The 21097-nt window shown below is 30.2% G+C and carries 16 protein-coding genes and 1 pseudogene; 11 read left to right on the top strand and 6 right to left on the bottom strand.

Annotated elements, in window-relative coordinates; all coding sequences use genetic code 11:
* Positions 1-178: 178 nt before the first annotated feature.
* The 5 genes and pseudogenes from AOQ87_RS00275 to ubiE form a co-directional block, all read right to left on the bottom strand.
* Positions 179-1642 carry a TrkH family potassium uptake protein gene (locus AOQ87_RS00275; RefSeq protein ID WP_080626444.1) on the bottom strand — a complete coding sequence of 488 codons (1464 nt, stop codon included), beginning with the start codon at positions 1640-1642 and terminating at the stop codon, positions 179-181.
* A gap of 144 nt (positions 1643-1786) precedes the next feature.
* Positions 1787-1927, bottom strand: a complete 141-nt coding sequence (locus AOQ87_RS02610) for a hypothetical protein (protein ID WP_158000736.1) — start codon at positions 1925-1927, stop codon at positions 1787-1789.
* A 363-nt stretch (positions 1928-2290) separates the two neighbouring features.
* Positions 2291-3765 (bottom strand): annotated as a pseudogene (locus AOQ87_RS00265) (UbiD family decarboxylase).
* Positions 3766-3934: 169 nt separating this feature from the next.
* Positions 3935-5368, bottom strand: a complete 1434-nt coding sequence (locus AOQ87_RS00260) for an AarF/UbiB family protein (protein WP_236858660.1) — start codon at positions 5366-5368, stop codon at positions 3935-3937.
* Between the two features lie 231 nt (positions 5369-5599).
* Positions 5600-6316, bottom strand: a complete 717-nt coding sequence (gene ubiE, locus AOQ87_RS00255; protein WP_080626441.1) for a bifunctional demethylmenaquinone methyltransferase/2-methoxy-6-polyprenyl-1,4-benzoquinol methylase UbiE — start codon at positions 6314-6316, stop codon at positions 5600-5602.
* Positions 6317-7670: 1354 nt separating this feature from the next.
* On the opposite strand from ubiE, the gene AOQ87_RS00250 reads away from it, so the two are divergent.
* From AOQ87_RS00250 to nhaA, 7 genes are all read left to right on the top strand, one after another.
* Positions 7671-7904 (top strand): amino acid kinase family protein, encoded by a 234-nt coding sequence (locus AOQ87_RS00250; RefSeq protein WP_039719577.1) that lies wholly within the window; start codon positions 7671-7673, stop codon positions 7902-7904.
* Positions 7905-7930: 26 nt separating this feature from the next.
* On the top strand, positions 7931-9076 hold the full coding sequence (locus AOQ87_RS00245) for an aspartate kinase (RefSeq protein WP_080626440.1): 1146 nt from the start codon (positions 7931-7933) through the stop codon (positions 9074-9076).
* 180 nt (positions 9077-9256) lie between these two features.
* Positions 9257-9712 carry a transaldolase family protein gene (locus AOQ87_RS00240; RefSeq protein ID WP_080626439.1) on the top strand — a complete coding sequence of 152 codons (456 nt, stop codon included), beginning with the start codon at positions 9257-9259 and terminating at the stop codon, positions 9710-9712.
* Entirely contained in the window at positions 9661-10215 is a 555-nt protein-coding gene (locus tag AOQ87_RS00235) for a transaldolase family protein (RefSeq protein WP_080626438.1), read from the top strand. The genes AOQ87_RS00240 and AOQ87_RS00235 overlap by 52 nt, the downstream gene beginning before the upstream one ends.
* 354 nt (positions 10216-10569) lie before the next feature.
* Positions 10570-12498 carry a molecular chaperone DnaK gene (gene dnaK, locus AOQ87_RS00225; RefSeq protein WP_080626436.1) on the top strand — a complete coding sequence of 643 codons (1929 nt, stop codon included), beginning with the start codon at positions 10570-10572 and terminating at the stop codon, positions 12496-12498.
* 79 nt (positions 12499-12577) lie between these two features.
* Positions 12578-13723: a molecular chaperone DnaJ gene (gene dnaJ, locus AOQ87_RS00220; RefSeq protein ID WP_080626686.1), complete on the top strand. Its 1146-nt coding sequence runs from the start codon at positions 12578-12580 to the stop codon at positions 13721-13723.
* A 260-nt stretch (positions 13724-13983) separates the two neighbouring features.
* Entirely contained in the window at positions 13984-15201 is a 1218-nt protein-coding gene (nhaA, locus tag AOQ87_RS00215) for a Na+/H+ antiporter NhaA (RefSeq protein ID WP_185751052.1), read from the top strand.
* A 67-nt stretch (positions 15202-15268) separates the two neighbouring features.
* Here the strand turns inward: nhaA and rpsT are convergent, their stop codons facing one another.
* A complete protein-coding gene (gene rpsT, locus AOQ87_RS00210; protein ID WP_039719580.1) occupies positions 15269-15544 on the bottom strand; it encodes a 30S ribosomal protein S20 in 276 nt (91 codons plus the stop codon).
* A gap of 173 nt (positions 15545-15717) precedes the next feature.
* On the opposite strand from rpsT, the gene ribF reads away from it, so the two are divergent.
* The 4 genes from ribF to ispH all read left to right on the top strand — a co-directional run bounded on the left by ribF (position 15718) and on the right by ispH (position 21059).
* Positions 15718-16662, top strand: coding sequence for a bifunctional riboflavin kinase/FAD synthetase (gene ribF, locus AOQ87_RS00205; protein ID WP_039719581.1), 945 nt, complete (start codon positions 15718-15720; stop codon positions 16660-16662).
* Entirely contained in the window at positions 16659-19496 is a 2838-nt protein-coding gene (gene ileS, locus AOQ87_RS00200; RefSeq protein WP_080626434.1) for an isoleucine--tRNA ligase, read from the top strand. Before ribF ends, ileS begins: the two co-directional genes overlap by 4 nt.
* The gene (gene lspA / locus AOQ87_RS00195; protein WP_185751051.1) at positions 19496-19963 is read left to right on the top strand and encodes a signal peptidase II; all 468 of its coding nucleotides are present in this window, start codon (positions 19496-19498) and stop codon (positions 19961-19963) included. The genes ileS and lspA overlap by 1 nt, the downstream gene beginning before the upstream one ends.
* A 160-nt stretch (positions 19964-20123) precedes the next feature.
* On the top strand, positions 20124-21059 hold the full coding sequence (gene ispH, locus AOQ87_RS00190; RefSeq protein ID WP_080626685.1) for a 4-hydroxy-3-methylbut-2-enyl diphosphate reductase: 936 nt from the start codon (positions 20124-20126) through the stop codon (positions 21057-21059).
* Positions 21060-21097: the final 38 nt, after the last annotated feature.

The following is a 21097-nucleotide window of genomic DNA, read 5'->3' as shown; positions in this document are numbered from 1 at the left end:
ATTTATTTTTAATTTTATGATCAATGATCGTCATATTTCAAATTTTTTAAAATGTTTAAAAATATTGATCCTTAACATTCTTATCGTTCGAATAGGATATTATTTGATAGTTCCGGTGTTGTAATCAATTTGATTTGGTTTTGTAGAACGAGTTATTTTTTTGTAAAAAAAAGCGAATTTACTTCTTCCAAAAAGTTGGAGTGAATAAAATCAATAAAGTGAATATTTCTAATCTTCCAAATAGCATAGTGAATATCAGAATCCATTTTCCGATGGAATTCATGTTGACAAAATTCTCAGAAAATGATCCAAGCGCAGTTCCAAAATTATTCAAGGTTGATACAATCGAAGAAAAAGCTGAAAATTCATCTACTCCAGTTGCTATAAGAAGTAGCAAACTTACTATAAATATCAGAATATAAGAGGAAAAAAAACCCCAAATTGCCTCTATATTTTTTTCTGATAGGATCCGATAACCGTTATAATTAATCTTGATCGTATAAACTGCATTTGGATGTACCAAACGTTTTAATTCCGTTGAACCTTGTAAAAAAAGCAGTAAAATCCTGATAACTTTCATACCACCTCCTACCGAACCAGAGCATCCTCCTATGAAGGTAGAGAAAATTAACAACATCGGTAAAAAGGTCGGTAAGTTGGAAAGATTATCAACGCTGAACCCTGCGGTTGTAGACATGGAAATTACTTGAAAGAAAGTTTGATGAACAGTTTTTAAAATAGGTTGATCTTTTATATAAAATAAGGATACAACCGTAGCGATCACAATGAGCGATATTTGAAAAAAAATGAATGCTTTAAACTCTAAATCGTTCCAATAAATCTTAAAACTTTTTCTAGAAAGAAGAAAAAAATGTAGATTGAAATTACAACTGGATATTATCAAAAAAAAAGTTACTATATAATTTATCCAATAGCTCTTAAAATAACCTATATTCTCATCATGAGTAGAGAATCCACCTACAGAAACGATTGAAAAACTATGTGAAACAGCATCAAAAAAATCCATTCCAGCCATCCATAAAGATACGGCGCATGTTACCGTAAGTAGTAAATAAATCGACCATAATGTTTTCGCTGTCTTAGATACCCTTGGATGAATTTTGTTCTCTTTTATCGGTCCAGAGATTTCTGCCTTGTAGAGTTGAACACCACATTCTATGCCAAATAGCGGAAATATCGCTATTGCGAGAACTATAATGCCCATCCCTCCAAGCCACTGTAACATTTGTCTATAAAACAATATGGATCTTGGAAGATGATTCAATCGAGCTAAGTTCGTCGCCCCAGTTGTCGTCAGACCTGAGAAAGACTCAAAGAAAGCTTCTGTTATCGGTATCCTAGGTTCATCTGAAAATACGAAAGGAAGAGATCCTAAACTTCCTAGTACTATCCAGAATAAAGAGACTGCTAGAAAACCTTCTTTTTGATTTAATTCTTGATTTCTGTTTTTATTTGGAAACCACAAAATTAATCCGATCAGCAATGTTGTGAAAAAAGTTCGAATGAATGAATATTCCATTTTATCCTTGTAAAGGAAGGAAACTAATCCAGGAATAATCATAGTTATCGAGAATACGACAAATAGTAATCCAATAATCCTGATTATATTTTTAAAGTCCATGATGAATATTATGATCAGATGATCGATATAAAAGGTGGTCAGACATCATTTAAAAATTTTTAATAACTTTGATCTAATTCTTCGTATTAATTTTTTTGAAAAACATATGTTTTGATTTGAATCGCATTAATTGGAACAACGATGTCATTTAAACGCGAACTTTTTAGAAATTCTTATTCTGTTAGCCAACTCATTATTGTATGAAGAAGTATCAACTGTTCCAATAGAGATCTGTTTTAAAGGATCCATCCATGAAAAAACTGATTTTATTGATATTGCAAACATACATCGCAATTAAATTATCTAACTCATATAAAGATTTGTAGCATAAAAAGATATGTATGAAATAAAAATTTACGAATTTATATAAAATGTTTACTTCTGTAGTTTTTGACATATTCTCTAGTATTTGAAGATCATATTTCAAGTCGATATTCAAAGATCTACTATCTCGTCTATTATTCCAAAATTTTAAGAGTTGAAAATGTTTCATTAGTTGTTCGATTATCTTTAGAATGTTTTATCAAGGAAGAAACAGCTTAAACTACTAATAATATGTCTTACGTTCACATAAAATTGTCTTAATTCTACATTTTTGTCGGAATGAACGGAGAGGATGTTGACAACTCTTCATTTTTTTTTGAAAACCTAAATTTTTAGATATCTACAAACTTCTTCAACTCTTTTTTGAACGGATCTTTCCATTTTGATTATTTCTCCCCATTTTCTATTCGTTTCTTCTGGAAACTTATTAGTTGCATCGATCCCCATTTTTGTCCCTAAACCCGAAATTTTTGAAGAGAAATCAAGATAATCCATAGGAGTATTTTTTATAAATAAGATATCTCTTTCTGGATCAGATCTAGTCGATATCGCCCAAATTACATCTTTCCAATCCCTTGCGTTAATATCATCATCACATACTACAATGAATTTAGTATACATAAATTGTTTCAAATATGTCCATGTCCCCATCATCACTTGTCTAGCTTGACCCGCATATTCCTTTTTAATTGTGATAACTGCGAATCTATAAGAACATGCTTCATAAGGAAGATAAAAATCTACAATTTCAGAAAATCTTTTTTTCAATATTGGAATCAATATTTCGTTCATTGCGATCCCCAAAACGCTCGGTTCATCCAATGGTCTTCCGGAATACGTGGAATGATAGATATAATTATCTCTTCTAGTGATATGCGTTACCGTAAGAACTGGAAATTTTTCAACTGATCCATAATATCCGGTATGATCTCCGTGTGGACCTTCTTGAGAATGTTCTTCTGGATTAATATGTCCTTCTAAGACGATTTCGGAGCTTGCTGGCACATCAATAGGGATAGAAATACACCTTGTCACTTCTCTGATCTATAACCTCTCAAAATGCCAGCGAAAGAGTATTCGGAAATTTCATTAGGGACAGGGATAACTGATGCTAAAATAGTAGCTGGATCTGCTCCAATCGATACTGCAACTGGGAATGGTTGAGACGGATATCTTTTTCTCCAGATATGAAAATCTAAAGCTCCTCCTCGATGGGGTAACCATCTCATTATTAGTTTGTTTCTAGACAATAACTGTTGTCGGTATATCCCTAGGTTGTATCGGTTTAAAAAATAGTTCTTAGTAATAGTAATTCCGAACGTTATTAATGGAGCAATATCCTTCGGCCAGCATCTCATGATTGGTATGTTGAATAGATTAACATCCTTACCTTTTAAAATAATTTCTTGACAGAGTGCATTTTTAACTTTTTTAACTTTTGTGAACCAGATACTTTTAAACTTTTTCAATTTCCTTAAAAAATCGGAAAAATTTTTTGGAGCGCTCGGTTCTTTCAGAGAAGCTATTAGTCTTCCTATTCTCTGTAAAGAACCTATATCTCTTTCACCGATGCTCATAATGATTCTTTCAATAGTTCCAAAAAGATTACATAGTACTCTTCCTTTTAAAAATCCAGAAGGTTGTTCAAACAGTAAAGCAGGACCATTAGATAATATTGATCTTCTGGAAATTTCAGTCATTTCTAGATTAGGACTAATTTCCTGCTGAACTCTTTTTAATTTATTTTCTCTTTCTAAGAATTCTATGAAATCTCTGAGACTGTTGTATCCATTTTTCATATGCTACTTTTCAAATTGATATTGTTATGAATTATCTGTAAGTCGAAAATTATATTGATACAAATTTTAACCATTTTGGAAAGTTAATATGATTCAATTAATCTATTTTCTAAAAAAAATTCAAAAACACTTATCTTGTACTTCATTCCGTACAGAAAAAATTCAAAATTCATGTCCGATAGATCGATAAAATCAAAATTAAAGAAGTTTTTAGGATTAAGAAGTAACAGATCAATTTAGAGATCCGTATTAATCGATCAATTCTTTTAGAATTGTGTACAATTAGACGATTATTATTATGTAGGTTGTTCATATAGTGATTGCTAAATTTTAAGAATTTATCAAATAGTTCCGGAATATTTTTAAGACGATCTACTAGTTCTGGCATTTCTCGGCTTATCAGATTTAGAATGGATGAAATTTTTAGTTGTTGATGCAACCATTCTTCAATAAAAGGTTTTGCAGTTTTCCAAAGATCCAAATTCGGATATAATTTTTTTCCTAAACTTTCTACGTATAATAAATTTTTTTGTAATAGAACAATTTGCGGATGGATTTTTACGTTAAATCTATTAAATATGGAGAACAATCTTAGCAAAAATTTTCCAAAAGAAATTTCTGAAATTGGTTTTTTAAAAATTGGTTCGCATATAGTTCTAACGAATAGTTCTATCTCATAAATTTCAGATTCATCTTTATCCTCCCTTTCAGATAGATCTATGAGGGATTCTGCTATTTTCCGATAGTTTCTGTTGAAGAAATTAATGAAATTTTTTGCAAGAAAGTATCTATGTCTCTTTGTCAAAGAACCAACTATTCCACAATCGACACCAATATATTTTGACAATTTATCATCAACTAATATATTTCCTGGATGCATGTCAGCGTGAAAGAAATTATCTCGAAAAACTTGAGTAAAAAATATTTTTACTCCATTTTCAGCTAACTTCTTCAAATCTAAATTACGTTCTTTTAATTTTTTAACATTGGAAATAGATATTCCGTAAATTCTTTCTGCAACCATGACGTTTGTCCTAGAATACTCTATGTATATCTTTGGTATATATAGCATACTGCTATTTTTAAAATTTCTTCTTAGTTGCATTGTATTTACAGATTCATTTAATAAATTTAATTCTTTAATGATAGTTCTTTTATACTCTGAGATTAGTTCTATCAAATCAAAGAACTTAACTTTTTTAAAAAAATTTATCCAATCGGATAGTTTGAACAATAATTTAATATCAGTTCTTATTGTTGATAAGATTTCCGGTCGAATTATTTTAATGATTACCGAAAGATTATTCTTTTTTAAAATTGCTCCATGAATTTGTGAGATCGATGCGGAAGCTAATGGAATTTCATTAAAATCAGCAAATATTTCTTGAATTTTTTTTCCTAAAGATTCTTCGATATATGATTTAGCTAACTTTCCGTCAAATACTGAAACCCTATTTTGGAGAGAAGAAAGTTGTTTACAAATTTTTTTAGATAATAGATCTTCTCTAGTAGATAAAAACTGTCCTAACTTGATCCATATTGGACCGAGCTCTTGAAAGCTCAAACAAATTCTTCGAGCGATCGGTTTTTTTGAATGTATCATGTAAGAAAGAAATTTACTTCTTTTAAGTATAAGAATACCTAACAATCTATGTTTCAAAAAAACTTTAAGTATAAAAAAGATCCTTCTTATTTCTTTTATTTTCAATGTAGTGCAGAAATTACTTCATCGTTATAAAATATTAAAAATTTTTACTTTACTATCAGCTTTCTGCATGATTCCCTTTTTAAAAGAATTTTTTCTAACTTAAAGAGAACAGATTGTATGAAGTATCTAATATAATGTGGTTTTGAATCCAACATGAATCGAAGCTATACCTCCAAGCAAATTAAAATGAGATATTTTATTAAACCCAGACGCTCTAATGATTTTTTTTAGATGTTTTTGATCATAATAGGTCTGTACTGATTTTATCAAATAACGATAACTAAAAGAGTTATTAAATAGTAGTAATCCAACATACGGAAAAGAAAAAGAATATACAGAGTATAATTTCTTTAACACTTCAGAATAAGGTTTGGAGAACTCTAATATCACTAATTTTCCTCCTGTTTTTAAAACTCTGAAAACAGATCTAAGAGATTTCTCTTGATTACACATATTTCTTAGACCGAATGAAATTGCTGCTACATCAAAGGAAAAATTTGCAAAAGGTAAATTTTCTGCAGAAGCTTGAATATAATATATATTTTTTATTAGACCGAAATTTCGTATTTTTTTTTTTCCGACTGTTAACATTGATTTGTTGGAATCAACTAAAAATATTTTTCCAGAATCTTTAAGCTTTTGTGCAAATTTTATTGTTAAATCACCCGTACCTCCGGCCAAGTCCAGAACGATAGAATGTGGTTTTGGGTTACAGATTTTTACCATAAAATTTTTCCACATCCTATGCATACCAACCGACATTATATCGTTCATTACGTCATATTTCTTTGCAGCATGATCAAATACAGATTTGATATATTCATCAGATATTTTATTAAACATAAAATGGTATAGGATTGTGTTAGATTTATAATGTTTTATAGTAGATCGCTTTTATAAAAAATCTAGGAATTTATCGTCATGCAGTGTGATTTATTATATTTTAATATGTTGAAATTAGTAATTTCCTTTCTCTATATTTCTTCTATCAACTTCTGTAATAACAACTAAAATTTAGTAAATATTTTGAGATATAATTCTTGTATTTAACCCTTATTCTATAAAAAATATCATGATTACATCGCATATATTTAATATATTCTTTACCAATCGTATTTCAGATTTAATTTTTTTGAAAATATTGATAGTATTATCAATCATATTTCTCGATCAAAACTAAAAAAATTAAAAGAATTGGATCACGTATCATTTAATACGAAAAGTATTCTTACCGTTGTAGATCTCTTATTTTTGTAACCTTAAGACGTTTGTTCTTTATACACTAAATTGAAACCTTAACACATGGGATCAAACCTCATGTTCTTTAAGAACAAAACACATTGTTACACTCATGTAAGAAAATACTTCGATATGTTTCAATTTTAAAAATATTAGATAGTTTTAATGATCATCTATACCTTCGATATCTTTTTTAATTTTTTATATCTTTTTTTTTTTGTAAAATTAAATGATTGAAAATGTTTAATATAGTGATTTTGTTCATCTGTTAAGTTATTTCAGTTGTGTTATGTTACATTGATTTAATGAATTTACTTTCAGGAACTTAATGAATCGTTGAAATTATTTTATTTATGTTGTTGATCGTTTTTAACGATCAATCATTAATAGAGTCATTATTTTTCAAAAATTTTTATTGTTCTACGAATAGAGACGAACTTATGGTTCTTATAAAAGTTGAATTCATGATTTAAAGATATGTTTATGTTATCTCTACGTTTTTATAGAGTTGATCTTTTTTCTATATTTCGATTAAATAACGTTGCTTTTACATCATAGGATCCATCTTATAAAAATTTTTCATCTTAATTCAAAGTTAAAAAGATCATATCTTTCGTGGTTATTTTAATGTTTATACACACGAGAGTGCAACGTCGATATTTTTAGAAAATATGATTATTTACAATTTTATTTCCGTTTCCAATGTTTTTTAAAATGATAAGAATTCTTCTTATATGGTTCATAGGAACGTGTTAAAAATTATCTTTCAAATCTCATAAATCTATCTGATTTCTTATACGTCCATATAGATTACCGTTTTAAAAGTTAATAGATCACTTTTTTATATATAATAACATATCAAAATCTTCTAAAAATAAACTTTAAATCGATTTTCATTTTTAAATAAATGAAATGTTTTTCGTATAAAAGATTAAAAAATTAAATTCTAGGAAATTCTATGAAAGTTTTAAAATTTGGAGGAACATCTCTTGCAGATCATAGAAATATGATTCATGTAGCTAAAATCATAATAGAGAAATTTCAATACGAACCGATCGCAATCGTATTGTCGGCCCCTGGAAGATTAACAGATTTTATTCTAGAAGCGATTGAAGCAGCAAATAAGAACGGTAACATTTTATTTCATGTTCGGAGGATTGAGGATTTTTTTTTTCTCTCATTTCACAATTAAAAATACATCGTTCTCATTTTAGATTTATGAAGATTAAATTTAAGGTGGAAAAGGAAATTAATTTTTTTTATGACAAATTAAGAAAAATTTCTGTTGGATTAGCAAATCTTTCAGAAACGATCCATCCTAGATTGATGTATATGGGAGAAAAGTTATCGGTTGATATCATGTCGGAAATCTTCTATTCTTTCGGTTATCCTACAACAGTTGTTAACCCAATCAAATTTTTACTTTCCGATTGTACGAACTATCTAGACGTTAAAATTAACTTAGACAAATCAATTAATCAATTTTCCTCATTAAAAATCTCACAAGACCACATCATTTTAATGGCTGGATTCGTAGCTGTAAACAACAAAAAAGAAATTGTTACTCTTGGAAGAAATGGATCAGATTATTCTGCATCTGTTCTTTCCGTATGTTTAAGAGCAGACATTTGCGAAATATGGAAGGACGTAAACGGCATATATTCTTGTGATCCAAATATTGTTAAATGTTCTCATTTGATTAAAAGAATTTCTTATAAAGATGCGATTTTACTTTCTAAATTTGGAGCAAATGTATTGCATCACAGAGCAGTTTATCCGATTCGTAAGTTCAATATTCCATGTGTTATCAAAAACACTTTTTCTCCGCATTCAACAGGAACGCTGATCTCCAATGTTTCAAAAAATATAAATTGTTTAATGGCAGTAAAGGGAATTACGAGTATCAAAAATATAGTAGTTGTTGTAATTTATAGCGATAATAAGAAGATTATAGAAAAAATTAAATGTAGAATTTTTAACAAATTTTTTGAGTTTAAAATATTAATAATAACTTCTAAAAATCTTCGAAATCCAAAGAAACAGGAATTACATTTGTATTTTCATAAAAAAAAGAGTGTTTGTTACATATTGAAAAGGAATTTCATGTTTGATAAGAAAGAAAACGAAATAAAAAGTTTTACTATAGTAGAAAAATTGTCTATCATATCGATAATTGGAGGTTTAAATATTTCTTACGAGGAAAATTTAAAAAATTTATCAAACTTTTTAAGTTCTTATGATATAAAAATATATTTAGTCCTTACAGATCGTTTTGATCCAGTAATGTCCATTGTTGTTCAAGATGATCTTGCAAATGATACATTAAGACTATGTCATCAATTCTTCTTTAAAAAAGAAGAATGAAGTTGTGTATTTTTGATGGCCTTGTTCTGTCATTTAAACGCGGTCTTTTAAAACTTTTGACTGATTGAGAAAAATCATCGCGATATCGTTAATTATTCAAATATCATATCTCATTGAGTGGAAACATTTTATTCTGATACATGAAATAATTTTAACTTTCGTATAAAGCAGAATATCAATATGAATAAATTAGATTCCTTAAAAAACATAACAAACGTGATGGCTGACACATCAGATATAGAAGATATTCGAAGATATCAACCTCACGATGTCACCACCAATCCTTCTTCGATACTTAGATTCGTTGAAGATCGTAAAAATAGTTATTTTATAAAAGATATTTTTTCTTCGTTTGATTTTAGAAATCTTCCTGAAAAAGAGATTATCTCCGATTTGTACAATATTATCTTGGTTAAATTGACATTAGAGATTCTTAAGATAGTTCCCGGTAGAATATCAATAGAGATCGATTCAAGATTCTCTTATGATGAAGATTATTGTTTCACTAAATCTAAAGATGTTATTCATAAATTAGAAAAGGAAGGTATACAGAGAGATCGAGTGTTAATTAAAATCGCCGCCACTTGGCAAGGTATACAAGCGGATTGGAAGATATCGGAATTAACTGTAATTTAACATTATTATTTTCTCTTGCGCAGGCGAAAGCTTGCGCAATTTCTAAAGTTCATTCTATTTCTCCTTTTGTTGGAAGAATTACCGATTGGTATCAGAAAAATAAAGATGAAGAGAGTTTCGATCTCCCTCTAAAAGATCCTGGAGTTAGCTTTGTAAAAGAAGTTTATGAGTATTATAAAATCAATAAGTATCGCACGAATATTATCGGAGCAAGTATTCGAAACATCAATCATATCTTTGATCTTTCTTGGTGTGATTATTTGACTATTCCGTCATATTTGCTACAAGAGTTAAAAAATTCTCCAGGTACAATAGACAACAACATGAGCCCTATTTCATATTCAATGGGTTACTGTGAAACAAGTAGTAAAATGACAGAATCGGATTTTTACTGGGAACATTGTTCTAACAACATGGCTAATTTTAATTTATCTAATGGGATTTATAAATTCTTCCTTGATCAAAATCGAATAAAGAAAATTATCTTCGATAGATTTTTATAAAAATATTTTTTGATCATATTGTTTAGTTGTGAAAAATAGTGTTTGAGATTTGCTCATTTTTAAAAATGAATGTTCCTTTCGTTACTTTTGATATATAAAAATTCGGTTATTTAACTTTTCTTTTCTAAAATATTTAAAAAATTTTTTTGGTACTATTCCTACATCTTCTCTATTAAAAGAATTTTTTTTCTTCTGCCCTTGACGAACATGATGAATGCCCCAATCTCTCATATTGAGGTGAAAATCTTTCTGTATGAAATACATGTTCTTGATATTCAAATGAGTTTCATAAAAATCATGTTAGTGATCATTGAAAGGACTGCAGTTAAAAATTATTAGATTTGGAGGAACTGAATGGGAAAAATTATTGGAATTGATCTTGGAACGACAAACTCTTGCGTAGCTACTATGGATGGAGGGCATGCTAAAGTGTTGGAAAACAGTGAGGGAGATCGAACTACTCCATCTATAATCGCTTATTCTCAAGAAGGAGAGATATTGGTAGGACAGCCGGCAAAGAGACAAGCTGTGACAAACCCAAAGAATACTCTTTTTGCAATTAAAAGATTAATTGGACGTAGATTTCAAGAAGAAGAGGTGCAAAGAGATATTTCTATTCTACCGTATAAGATTATAGAAGCAGAAAATGGAGACGCTTGGATCGAAGTTAAAGGAAAAAAAATTGCTCCACCTCAAATTTCTGCAGAAATTTTAAAAAAAATGAAAAAAACAGCTGAGGATTATCTTGGAGAAAAGGTTTCTGATGCGGTAATTACGGTACCTGCATATTTTAACGATGTTCAAAGACAGTCTACAAAAGACGCAGGAAGAATCGCGGGTTTGAATGTAAAAAGAATAATTAATGAACCGACCGCTGCAGCCCTAGCATATGGATTAGACAAAGGGATTGGAAATAGAATAGTTGCTGTTTATGATCTTGGAGGAGGAACGTTTGATATTTCTATTATTGAAATAGATGAAGTGGATGGAGAAAAAACGTATGAAGTTCTTGCTACAAATGGAGATACCCATCTTGGAGGAGAAGATTTTGATAATAGATTAATAAACTACCTAGTCAATGAATTTAGAAAGGAGAGTGGTTTCGATTTGAAAAATGATCCTTTAGCCATGCAAAGACTCAAGGAATCTGCAGAAAAATCTAAAATTGAACTTTCGTCTTCTCATCAGACTGAAGTTAATTTACCGTATATTACGGCAGATTCTTCTGGACCTAAACATATGAACATAAAGGTTACGAGGGCTAAATTGGAGTCTTTAGTAGAGGATTTGATTCGAAGATCAATGAATCCTGTTGAGATAGCTCTAAAAGATGCGAATCTTAGTATTGGTCAAATCCAAGATGTTATTTTAGTTGGTGGTCAAACTAGAATGCCAATGGTTCAACGAGCTGTAGCTGATTTTTTTGGGAAAGATCCTAGAAAGGATGTTAATCCTGATGAAGCAGTTGCAATCGGTGCTGCCGTACAGGGCGGTGTTTTAGCAGGGGATGTAAAGGATGTTTTATTATTGGATGTAACACCGTTGTCGCTTGGAATAGAAACGATGGGTGGAGTAATGACAACTCTGATTTCTAAGAATACTACTGTTCCGACCAAACATAGTCAAATATTCTCCACTGCAGAAGATAATCAATCTGCTGTTACAATACATATCCTTCAAGGAGAAAGAAAACGATCTTCTGATAATAAGTCTCTTGGTCAATTCAACTTAGATGGTATCCAACCAGCTCCGAGAGGCATTCCTCAAATTGAAGTAACATTTGATATTGATGCAGATGGTATTCTTCATGTCTCTGCAAAAGATAAAAAAACAGGGAGAGAACAGAAAATAGCTATTAAGGCTTCTTCTGGATTGCGAGAAGAAGAAATAAGAAAGATGGTGAATGATGCAAAAGTAAATGCAGAATCTGATCGAAAATTTGAAGAATTAGTTAGGGTTAAAAACCAGGCAGATCAGTTAATTCATAGTACTAGAAAGCAACTTGCAGAGATCAGCGGGGTAACATCTGAAGAAAAACAAGATTTAGAAAAACATCTAAATATTCTAGAAATGCATATCAAAACTGAGGATAAACAGAAAATAGAAAGCAGCATCCAAGATGTAATTAACTCATCCTCTAAACTGTTGGAGAAATATAAAGATAATAAAAGTACAGAAGATAATCAAAAGAATCAGAATGATTTTTCTTCCAAAAAAGAGAACAATAAGGAAAATATAGTAGATGCTGAATTTGAAGAAGTAAAAGATCATAACAAAAAATAGTAAGAATATTGTTTAATCATTGATGGGCGTCGAGTTTCTCGTCGCCCTTATTTCTATATTTATTTCTGTGGCAAATAGAATGACAACAAGAAACTATTACGAAATATTAGGTATTCCTAACGATGCTGAAGATAAGGATATTAAAAAAGCGTATAAAAGATTAGCTATGAAATATCATCCAGATCGTAATAAAGGAAATAAGCATTCAGAAGATCGTTTTAAAGAAATTAAAGAAGCTTATGAGATATTATCAGATCCACAAAAAAGATCTACGTATGACCAGTACGGTCATTCTGCTTTTGATCAAATCAAGATGAACGGTGGATTTAATAACGATTTTTCTTCTGGAAGTACATCAGATTTCGGAGATATATTTGGCGATGTTTTTGGAGATATATTTGGAGGAAATAAGCGTTCGTATAGAAGTAGGGGATCGGATTTACAATATGAGATTTCTCTTTCTTTGGAAGAATCGGTGTTTGGAGTTTTAAAGGAGATCAGGATACCGAAGTTAGTTATGTGCCGTTCTTGTAATGGAAATGGATCGAAGTTTGGTACTCATTTGATCACTTGTGCAAGTTGTAATGGATTAGGTCAAATTCAAACAAGACAAGGTTTCTTTACCGTACAACAGACATGTTCAAGTTGTTTAGGTAAAGGTAGGATCGTGCAAGATATTTGTAACAAATGCAATGGAAATGGGGAAGTTAAGAGATATAAGGTATTGTCGGTCAAAATTCCTTCGGGGGTTTGTAATGGAAGTAGAATTCGTCTTAGTGGAGAAGGAGAAAGTGGAAAAAATGGAGGATCGAACGGTGATCTATACGTTCGTATTAATGTAAAAAAACATGAGATTTTTTGGAGAGAGAAGAACGATTTATATTGTGAGATTCCAATTGATTTCGTAACGGCTTCATTAGGTGGAGAAGTAGATGTTCCAACAATAAAGGGTGGGGTAGTTTCATTGAGAATTCCTCCTGAAACTCAGACTGGCAGGATGTTTAGAATAAAAGGAAATGGGATATGTTCTTCATATCATATGGGAGACTTAATATGTAAGGTTCTGATAGAAACTCCAGTTTGTCTGAACGAGAGTCAAAAGAAACTTTTGGGGAAATTTAAAGAAATAACCGAAAAGAAAATAGGTTGTCGACAGAACAATCCGATTTCTAACAATTTCTTAGAAAGATTGAAGGTTTTTTTAAAAAGGAATTCAAGGAGATGATATTTTAATAAATTTAATGTTTTTATCGAATTAGTATTTTTTACGCTCCTTGATCTTGAAAGATAGGTTTTTTATTCAAAAAAATGAGGTACATTTTATTGATTTATTTTTTTGAATTGTAAGGTATAAATTTTATTTTGCGATACTTTTCTTATCATGTCTTTCAACTGCTCTATTTTATTGGTGATTTTTATATGTTTCGATGAACGGATTTCTATCTTATTCTAATGTTTTTGGAAATATCACAGAAATTTTCAGAGATGATGTTTAAATTCATTTTTCATTTGAGGAAGTTTTTATTATCTGATTTAATCGTAGGATTATTGTTGGTAATATCAACCATTCTATCATTATATGTTGCGAATAGTTCCTGTAAAGATCTATATTATGATATTTTGAGAGCTACTATATCCTTTAATGTTTGGAATATTATTAAAATAGACCAATCTTTTTTAAATTGGATCAACGATGGATTGATGAGTATATTTTTTTTAACGGTTGGTTTGGAGATCAAGAGAGAATTTTCAAAAAATTGTTCATCAAGAAAAAGAGATCAAGCGATCTTTTCAATATTTTCAGCAATCGGTGGAGTTGTCGTTCCGATCGTAATTTATCTTATTTTTAACCATTCTAATGAGATTACCAGGAAAGGATGGGCTATCCCGTCTGCTACTGATATAGCATTTGTCGTAGGAGTAATCTCTATTTTTGGAGATCGCGTTTCGAAAGAACTAAAAATCTTTTTACTTACGCTAGCGACTGTAGATGATCTGATTTTGATCTTAATAGTTTCTATTTTTTATTCTAAATCTATTTCCCTACTTTATTTATTCCTTTCTATTTTTCCGGTTATAATATTGTTTCTTATGTGTTCATGTAAAGTAAGAAACATTCTACCTTATTTATTTTTTGGCATCATATTATGGTACTTTTTGTTATTCTCTGGAGTTCAAGCTACCATATCTGGAGTAATTGTAGGCTTAATGCTTCCAATCGATAGATATGATGATATTTCTGTGAATGTTGAAAAAATACTTCGTCTATTTGTAAATTACTTTGTTTTACCGATATTTGCATTTTCTAACTCTGGAGTTGATTTTAATGAAATTTTGTCAAACATATCTTCTACAGTATTTTCTACGGTATCAATCGGTATTATCTCTGCTTTAGTAATCGGAAAACCAACTGGAATCTTTCTTTCTATCTTGCTGATGTTAAGATTAAAGGTTGTAAACTTTCCAAAAAGAATCGAAATAAGTCAAATATTTGCAACTTCTATACTTTGTGGAATAAGTTTCACGATGTCGATATTTATAGCGGGAATAACTTTTGATCAATATCGTTATGATAATCTGTTAAGTTATTCTAGAGTTGGAATATTCTTAGGATCCTGGATATCGGCAAGTATCGGAGTGATTCTTCTACAGTTCACTTTACCTAAGAAAGAGCAGAGAAGAAAAATGGTAATAAAACAATGAAAAGAGTAAATTATATGATGATGCTTAAAACATTCATGTAGTCTAAAAATTTAAGTTTGCTCGTTCACTATTGTTCATTTCTAAAAATTTTTACGTGCTGATTGATCTTCTTTGATAGCCTCGATTTTTTTCTGGAAGCTTTATTTTTGTGGATTACACCTTTTTGAGAGAATCTATCAAGTATTGATTGAACTTTATTAAAGTAGCGTTTCGCTTCATCTATTTCATTCTTGTATAAGAATAGTAGAACTTTTTTTGTAAAAGTTTTAACCATTGATTTTCGTCTCGTATTATTATGACGTGACTTTTCTGACTTTTTAACTGTTTTTTTAGAAGATCCCATTTATTTAACTTTTTTTTTCTTTAAATCTCATACATACCTTCGATTATAATTGTTCTATTGATACTTTGTCAAAAGTATTTCAACTTTTATCCAACTACAATCGATAAAATTCTTTTTAAAAATAACTTCTGTGCGAATTATAAATTATTGATGCGATAGTTTTTTGAGATGTCATGAAGCTAATTAGAGGAATACATAATATACGTAATCAACATTATGGTTGTTCTTTGACAATAGGAAATTTTGATTCTGTTCATATTGGTCATCAGATGATATTAAAAAAATTAATTCAATGTAAACATCCAGGATCTCCAACTATAGTAATGATTTTTGAACCCCAACCGTTAGAATTTTTTTTAGGAGAATTGGCTCCAGCTCGTTTAACTGGGTTGAGAGATAAGATAAAATATATTTCAGAGTATGAAATAGATTATCTGTTGTGCGTAAATTTCAATCGATCATTTTCTTGTCTGACGCATAGAGATTTTATTGATAATCTATTGATCAAAAGATTAGGTATAAGATTATTAATCATAGGAGATGATTTTCAGTTCGGTAAAAACAGACTTGGAACTTTTAAACATCTCTTTCAAGCTGGAAGAAGATATGGATTTCACGTTTTTAAAATGAAAAGTTTTTTCAAATACGGTGTCCGAGTTAGTAGTACATCCGTTAGGAAAGCTTTATTACAGGATGACTTAAGTTTAGCTAAAAATTTGATGGGAAGACCTTATCAATTAAGTGGAAAAATAGTTCATGGAAATAAATTTGGTAGCATTATCGGTTTTCCAACTGCCAATTTACTTTTCAGATATTTTTCGATAGCTATCAAAGGAGTATATGTTGCTGAAGTGCAAGGTCTGTTAGATAATGCAATAAAATCCGTAGTAAATGTAGGAATTAGACCTACTGTAGAAGGAAGGAAAAGACAAATTGAAGTACATTTAATTGATACCAAGATGAACATGTATGGTAGTTACATTAATATCGTTATACATAAAAAACTGCGTGAAGAAATAAGATTTAGTTCTATTTTTGAATTGACGAGACAGATTCATAAGGACATAGATCAAGCAAAAATTTTTTTTGACTCTTTTTATTTCGGTAGGAATATATGAAGAATTACAAAGAAACCATCAATTTATTAAAAACAAGTTTTTCGATGTATGGGAATTTGAAGGAAAAAGAACCTAAACTTCTAAAAGAATGGGATGAAAACAAATTATATGACGTTATTCGTAGTTCTCAAATAAGAAAAAAAACATTCATATTACATGATGGTCCTCCATATGCTAATGGAGATGTTCATATTGGTCATGCAGTTAATAAAATCCTTAAGGATGTTTTAATACGTTCAAAGAGAATGAATGGTTTCGATTCCCCATTTGTACTCGGATGGGATTGCCATGGATTACCGATCGAAAATCAAGTAGAAAAAAATAAAGGAAAATTATTCAATAAACACCATTTTTTTGAATTTCGTAAAGAATGTAGAAAATATGCATTATATCAAGTTGAAAGACAAAAAAGTGATTTTAAAAGAATGGGAATTTTAACAAATTGGAATCGGTTTTATATGACTATGGAACCTAATTTAGAATCACATTCTATTCGAACATTGGGGAAAATCATCAAAAATCGTCATTTGACCAGAAAAAGAAAACCAGTATATTGGTGTATTCAATGTCAATCAGCTTTAGCAGAAGCAGAGTTAGAGTATCTTCAAAAATGTTCTTTATCTTTGTACGTAGCATTCAAATCTTTAAATTCCCTGGATATCTGTAGAAGATTTCAGAAAAGTTCACCTTCTTGTTTACCAATTTACGCTATTATATGGACGACAACTCCATGGACAATTCCTGCTAATAGAGCTATAGGAGTTAACAGAGACTTCACATATCTTCTAGTGGAATCGAATAATTTTGTTTTTATAGTGGCTGAAGGTCTTCTAAAATCTTTTGCGAAAGTAATGAATGTGAGTAAATTAAAAATTCTATCGAGCTGCCATGGATCAATGTTAGAATCTTCGATGTTTTCTAATCCCATCACAGATTTTAAAGTTCCGATCGTTTTAAGTGATCACGTTCATCTAAACGAAGGAACTGGTTTGGTGCATATTGCGCCAGGTCATGGACTAGAAGATTATGATATTGGAATGAAATATAAATTAGAAGTCTCGAACATCATTGATAAAAGAGGAAGATTTGTCAATCATGTACATCCTATTCTAGATAAATTATCTATTTTTAAATCTGATGAACAAATAACAAAAATTTTAGAAGAGAAAAATTGTTTTTTCATTTCTAAAAATATCTTCCATAAATATCCGTTTTGTTGGAGGCACAACGTTCCTCTTATCTTCAGATCCACTACTCAATGGTTCATTAGCATGCATAAAAATCATCTAAGGGAAAAGATATTAAGTAAGATAGATAGCATTTCTTGGTACCCTAAATGGGGCAGAGAACGTATGGAAGAAATGGTTCAAAAACGTCCAGATTGGTGTATTTCTAGACAGCGATCATGGGGTACTCCAATTCCTATTTTCATACATAAAGAAAACAATAAGATGCATCCAGATACTTTATCTTTCATATCAGATATCTCCAAAAAGGTAAAATGTTTTGGAGGTGAGTATTGGTGGAATGTCAGTATCGACGAATTCCTAAAGAATGGGGATTCAAAAAAATACTTCAAAGAAAAAGATGTATTGGATGTTTGGTTTGATTCTGGATCGATCAATTATTCTTCAATAAACGATGATTTTAAGGATTATATTCCAGATGTTTATTTAGAAGGATCTGATCAATACAGAGGTTGGTTCATGTCTTCCTTAATTTTATCAGTGGCTGTCAGCAATGACGTTCCGTGTAAAACAATCATCACTCATGGGTTTGTGGTGGATAAAAATGGGAAAAAAATGTCCAAATCCATCGGAAATGTTATTTCTCCTAAAGAAATTATAAATGAGTTTGGAGCAGATATCTTAAGATTATGGGTCACATCCTCTGACTATAGTAAGGAGATCAATATTTCGAAAGAGATACTCTCTGGAATCGTTGATCATTATCGAAAGATAAGAAATACTATCCGTTTTTTGTTATCTAACATAAAAGATTTTAATATAAAAACTGACGGAATTTGTTTTACAAACATGATTGCGTTAGATCAAAGGATTTTGATGATCACCAAAAGATTTCAGAAAAAAATTATAAGATACTATGAGAATTACAATTTTCATAAGGTGATTAACGCTTTATTGACGTTCTGTTCCATTGAGATGAGTTCTGAGTATCTCAATATAGTGAAAGATCGCCAATATATGAATTTAAGTAATAGTCTCTCGAGAAGGAGTGGTCAAACTGCTTTTTTTCATATACTTTCAGCTTTAGTTAGGTGGATTTCTCCGATATTACCTTTTACATCTTATGAAGTTTGGAAATTTCTTGCTGAAGATCTGATTAAAAACAATCTATTTTCAGATCAGTATTATGTATATTTACAAGAAATATCTGAAAATAATGTTGTCATTAGTATGGAAAATTGGGATCTTGTGTTTCTTGTGAAGAAAGAGGTCAATAAGGTAATTGAAAGAAAGAGACGAGAAAAAATTGTTAACCATTCTATGGAATCTAATGTAGTCCTTTACGTTGATTCGAAAATAGCAGGAGTGTTGCAAGTATTAGAGAAAGAACTAAAGTTCTTGTTTTTAGTATCGTCAGTCAAAATTATGGACGTTGAAAATTCAAAATGTTGCGCTATGAAAGCAGATTTAACTGATTTACATGGATTAAAAGTAGAAGTTAGTAGATCGAACGGAAAAAAATGTAACCGTTGTTGGTATTATTTCAATATCTTCGAAGGACGTGAAAAAAAACATAAATTCGATGATTTATGTCACAGATGTGTATTAAACCTTTTAAAAAAGGAAGAAATCAGGAAATTTGTTTGATGAAATTCAAAAAAATACTTTTTCTCCATCTTTTTTTAATTTTCTTTATTTTTCTTTTTGATCGTATCACGAAATTGTTTCTCTTTAACATAATAGGATTATCAAATACGATCTGTCTGAGTAATTTTTTAAATATTAGATTCATTAGGAATTACGGAGTTGCATTTGGATTGTTCGCTGATGTTCGAAAAAAGTTTTTCCATTTTTTATTATTTTTTATAACATTGTTCTCTCTATGTACTCTGTTCTGTCATGTTTTTAAAGAAAAAAGTACTCAAAAAAAGCATGTTGCTTGTTCTATGATTTTTGCTGGAGCTCTTGGTAACTTGGTAGATCGATTGATTCACGGATATATAATTGATTTTATAGATGTTCATCTAGGGAAATATCATCTTCCAGCTTTTAATCTAGCGGATGTTTCGATATTTTTGGGAGAAGCTATGTTAGCTTATGAAATATTTTTTTGATAAATTAATGATAAATTTTGAGAAATAGATAGTGTTTATATTTTAGAAAATTTGTATTTCTATATTGTAGAATCATTATCACTTAGTCACATGTTTAGATATTAAATTTTTTAAAATTGTAGAAAATTACAACAAATAAATGGATGGAAATATACGAATTATGAAGATATTTTTAGCTAATCCAAGAGGATTTTGTGCGGGAGTACGTAGGGCAATCGATTATGTTAACTTTGCTCTTGATCTTCGTCACCCAGTGTATGTAAAACATGAGATTGTTCACAATACCCATGTTGTTGAAGATTTTCGTAATCGAGGAGTTACCTTTGTTGAAGATATCTCCGATATTCCAGATAGATCAGTTTTGGTATTCTCTGCACATGGAGTGTCGAAATCTATCTTTTTAGAAGCGAAGAATCGAGATTTTTCATCCGTATTAGATGCTACATGTCCCTTAGTTAAGAAGATACATCATAGAATTCATCGAGCTAGTAGGAATTCTCAAGATGTCATTTTGATTGGAGATCCAAAACATCCGGAAGTTCAGGGAACATTAGGACAATATGAAGAAAATAATGGTTCTGAAATACATGTCGTTAATTCCTTACATGAAATCGATCGTTTAAAAATTCGAAACACAGAAAATTTAATTTTTTCAATGCAGACAACTTTATGGATGGATAGTACAAAAAAAATAGTACAAAAATTATTTTCTAAATTTCCGAAAATTCTAGGACCTAGTTCTGAGGAAATATGTTACGCCACCCGAAACAGGCAAGAAGCTTTACGGAATCTATCTGAACGATCTGACATAATTTTAGTAGTTGGATCCAAGAACTCTTCTAATTCAAATAGTTTACTTCAACTATCTAATGGTTTAGGAGTGAGGAGTTACTTGATCGATTCTGTAGAGGATATTGAAAATATATCTTTTGATCAATTGTCATCTGTTGGATTGACTGCGGGAGCTTCTACTCCATCTTCAGCGATATCTGAGATAATTAAAAGATTAAAGGTTGTTGGATTTGACGAAGTTCAAGAGATTCCAACTTCTGTAGAAGAGAGAACGATTTTTAGATCTCCAAGATTTCGTTTTTGAACTTGTAAAATCTTCGAACGTTTCAAATTTTAAATTGT

Source organism: Candidatus Riesia pediculischaeffi, from assembly GCF_002073895.1.
Taxonomy (GTDB): Bacteria; Pseudomonadota; Gammaproteobacteria; order Enterobacterales; family Enterobacteriaceae; genus Riesia; species Riesia pediculischaeffi.
This window is presented reverse-complemented; position numbering and strand designations above follow the sequence as displayed.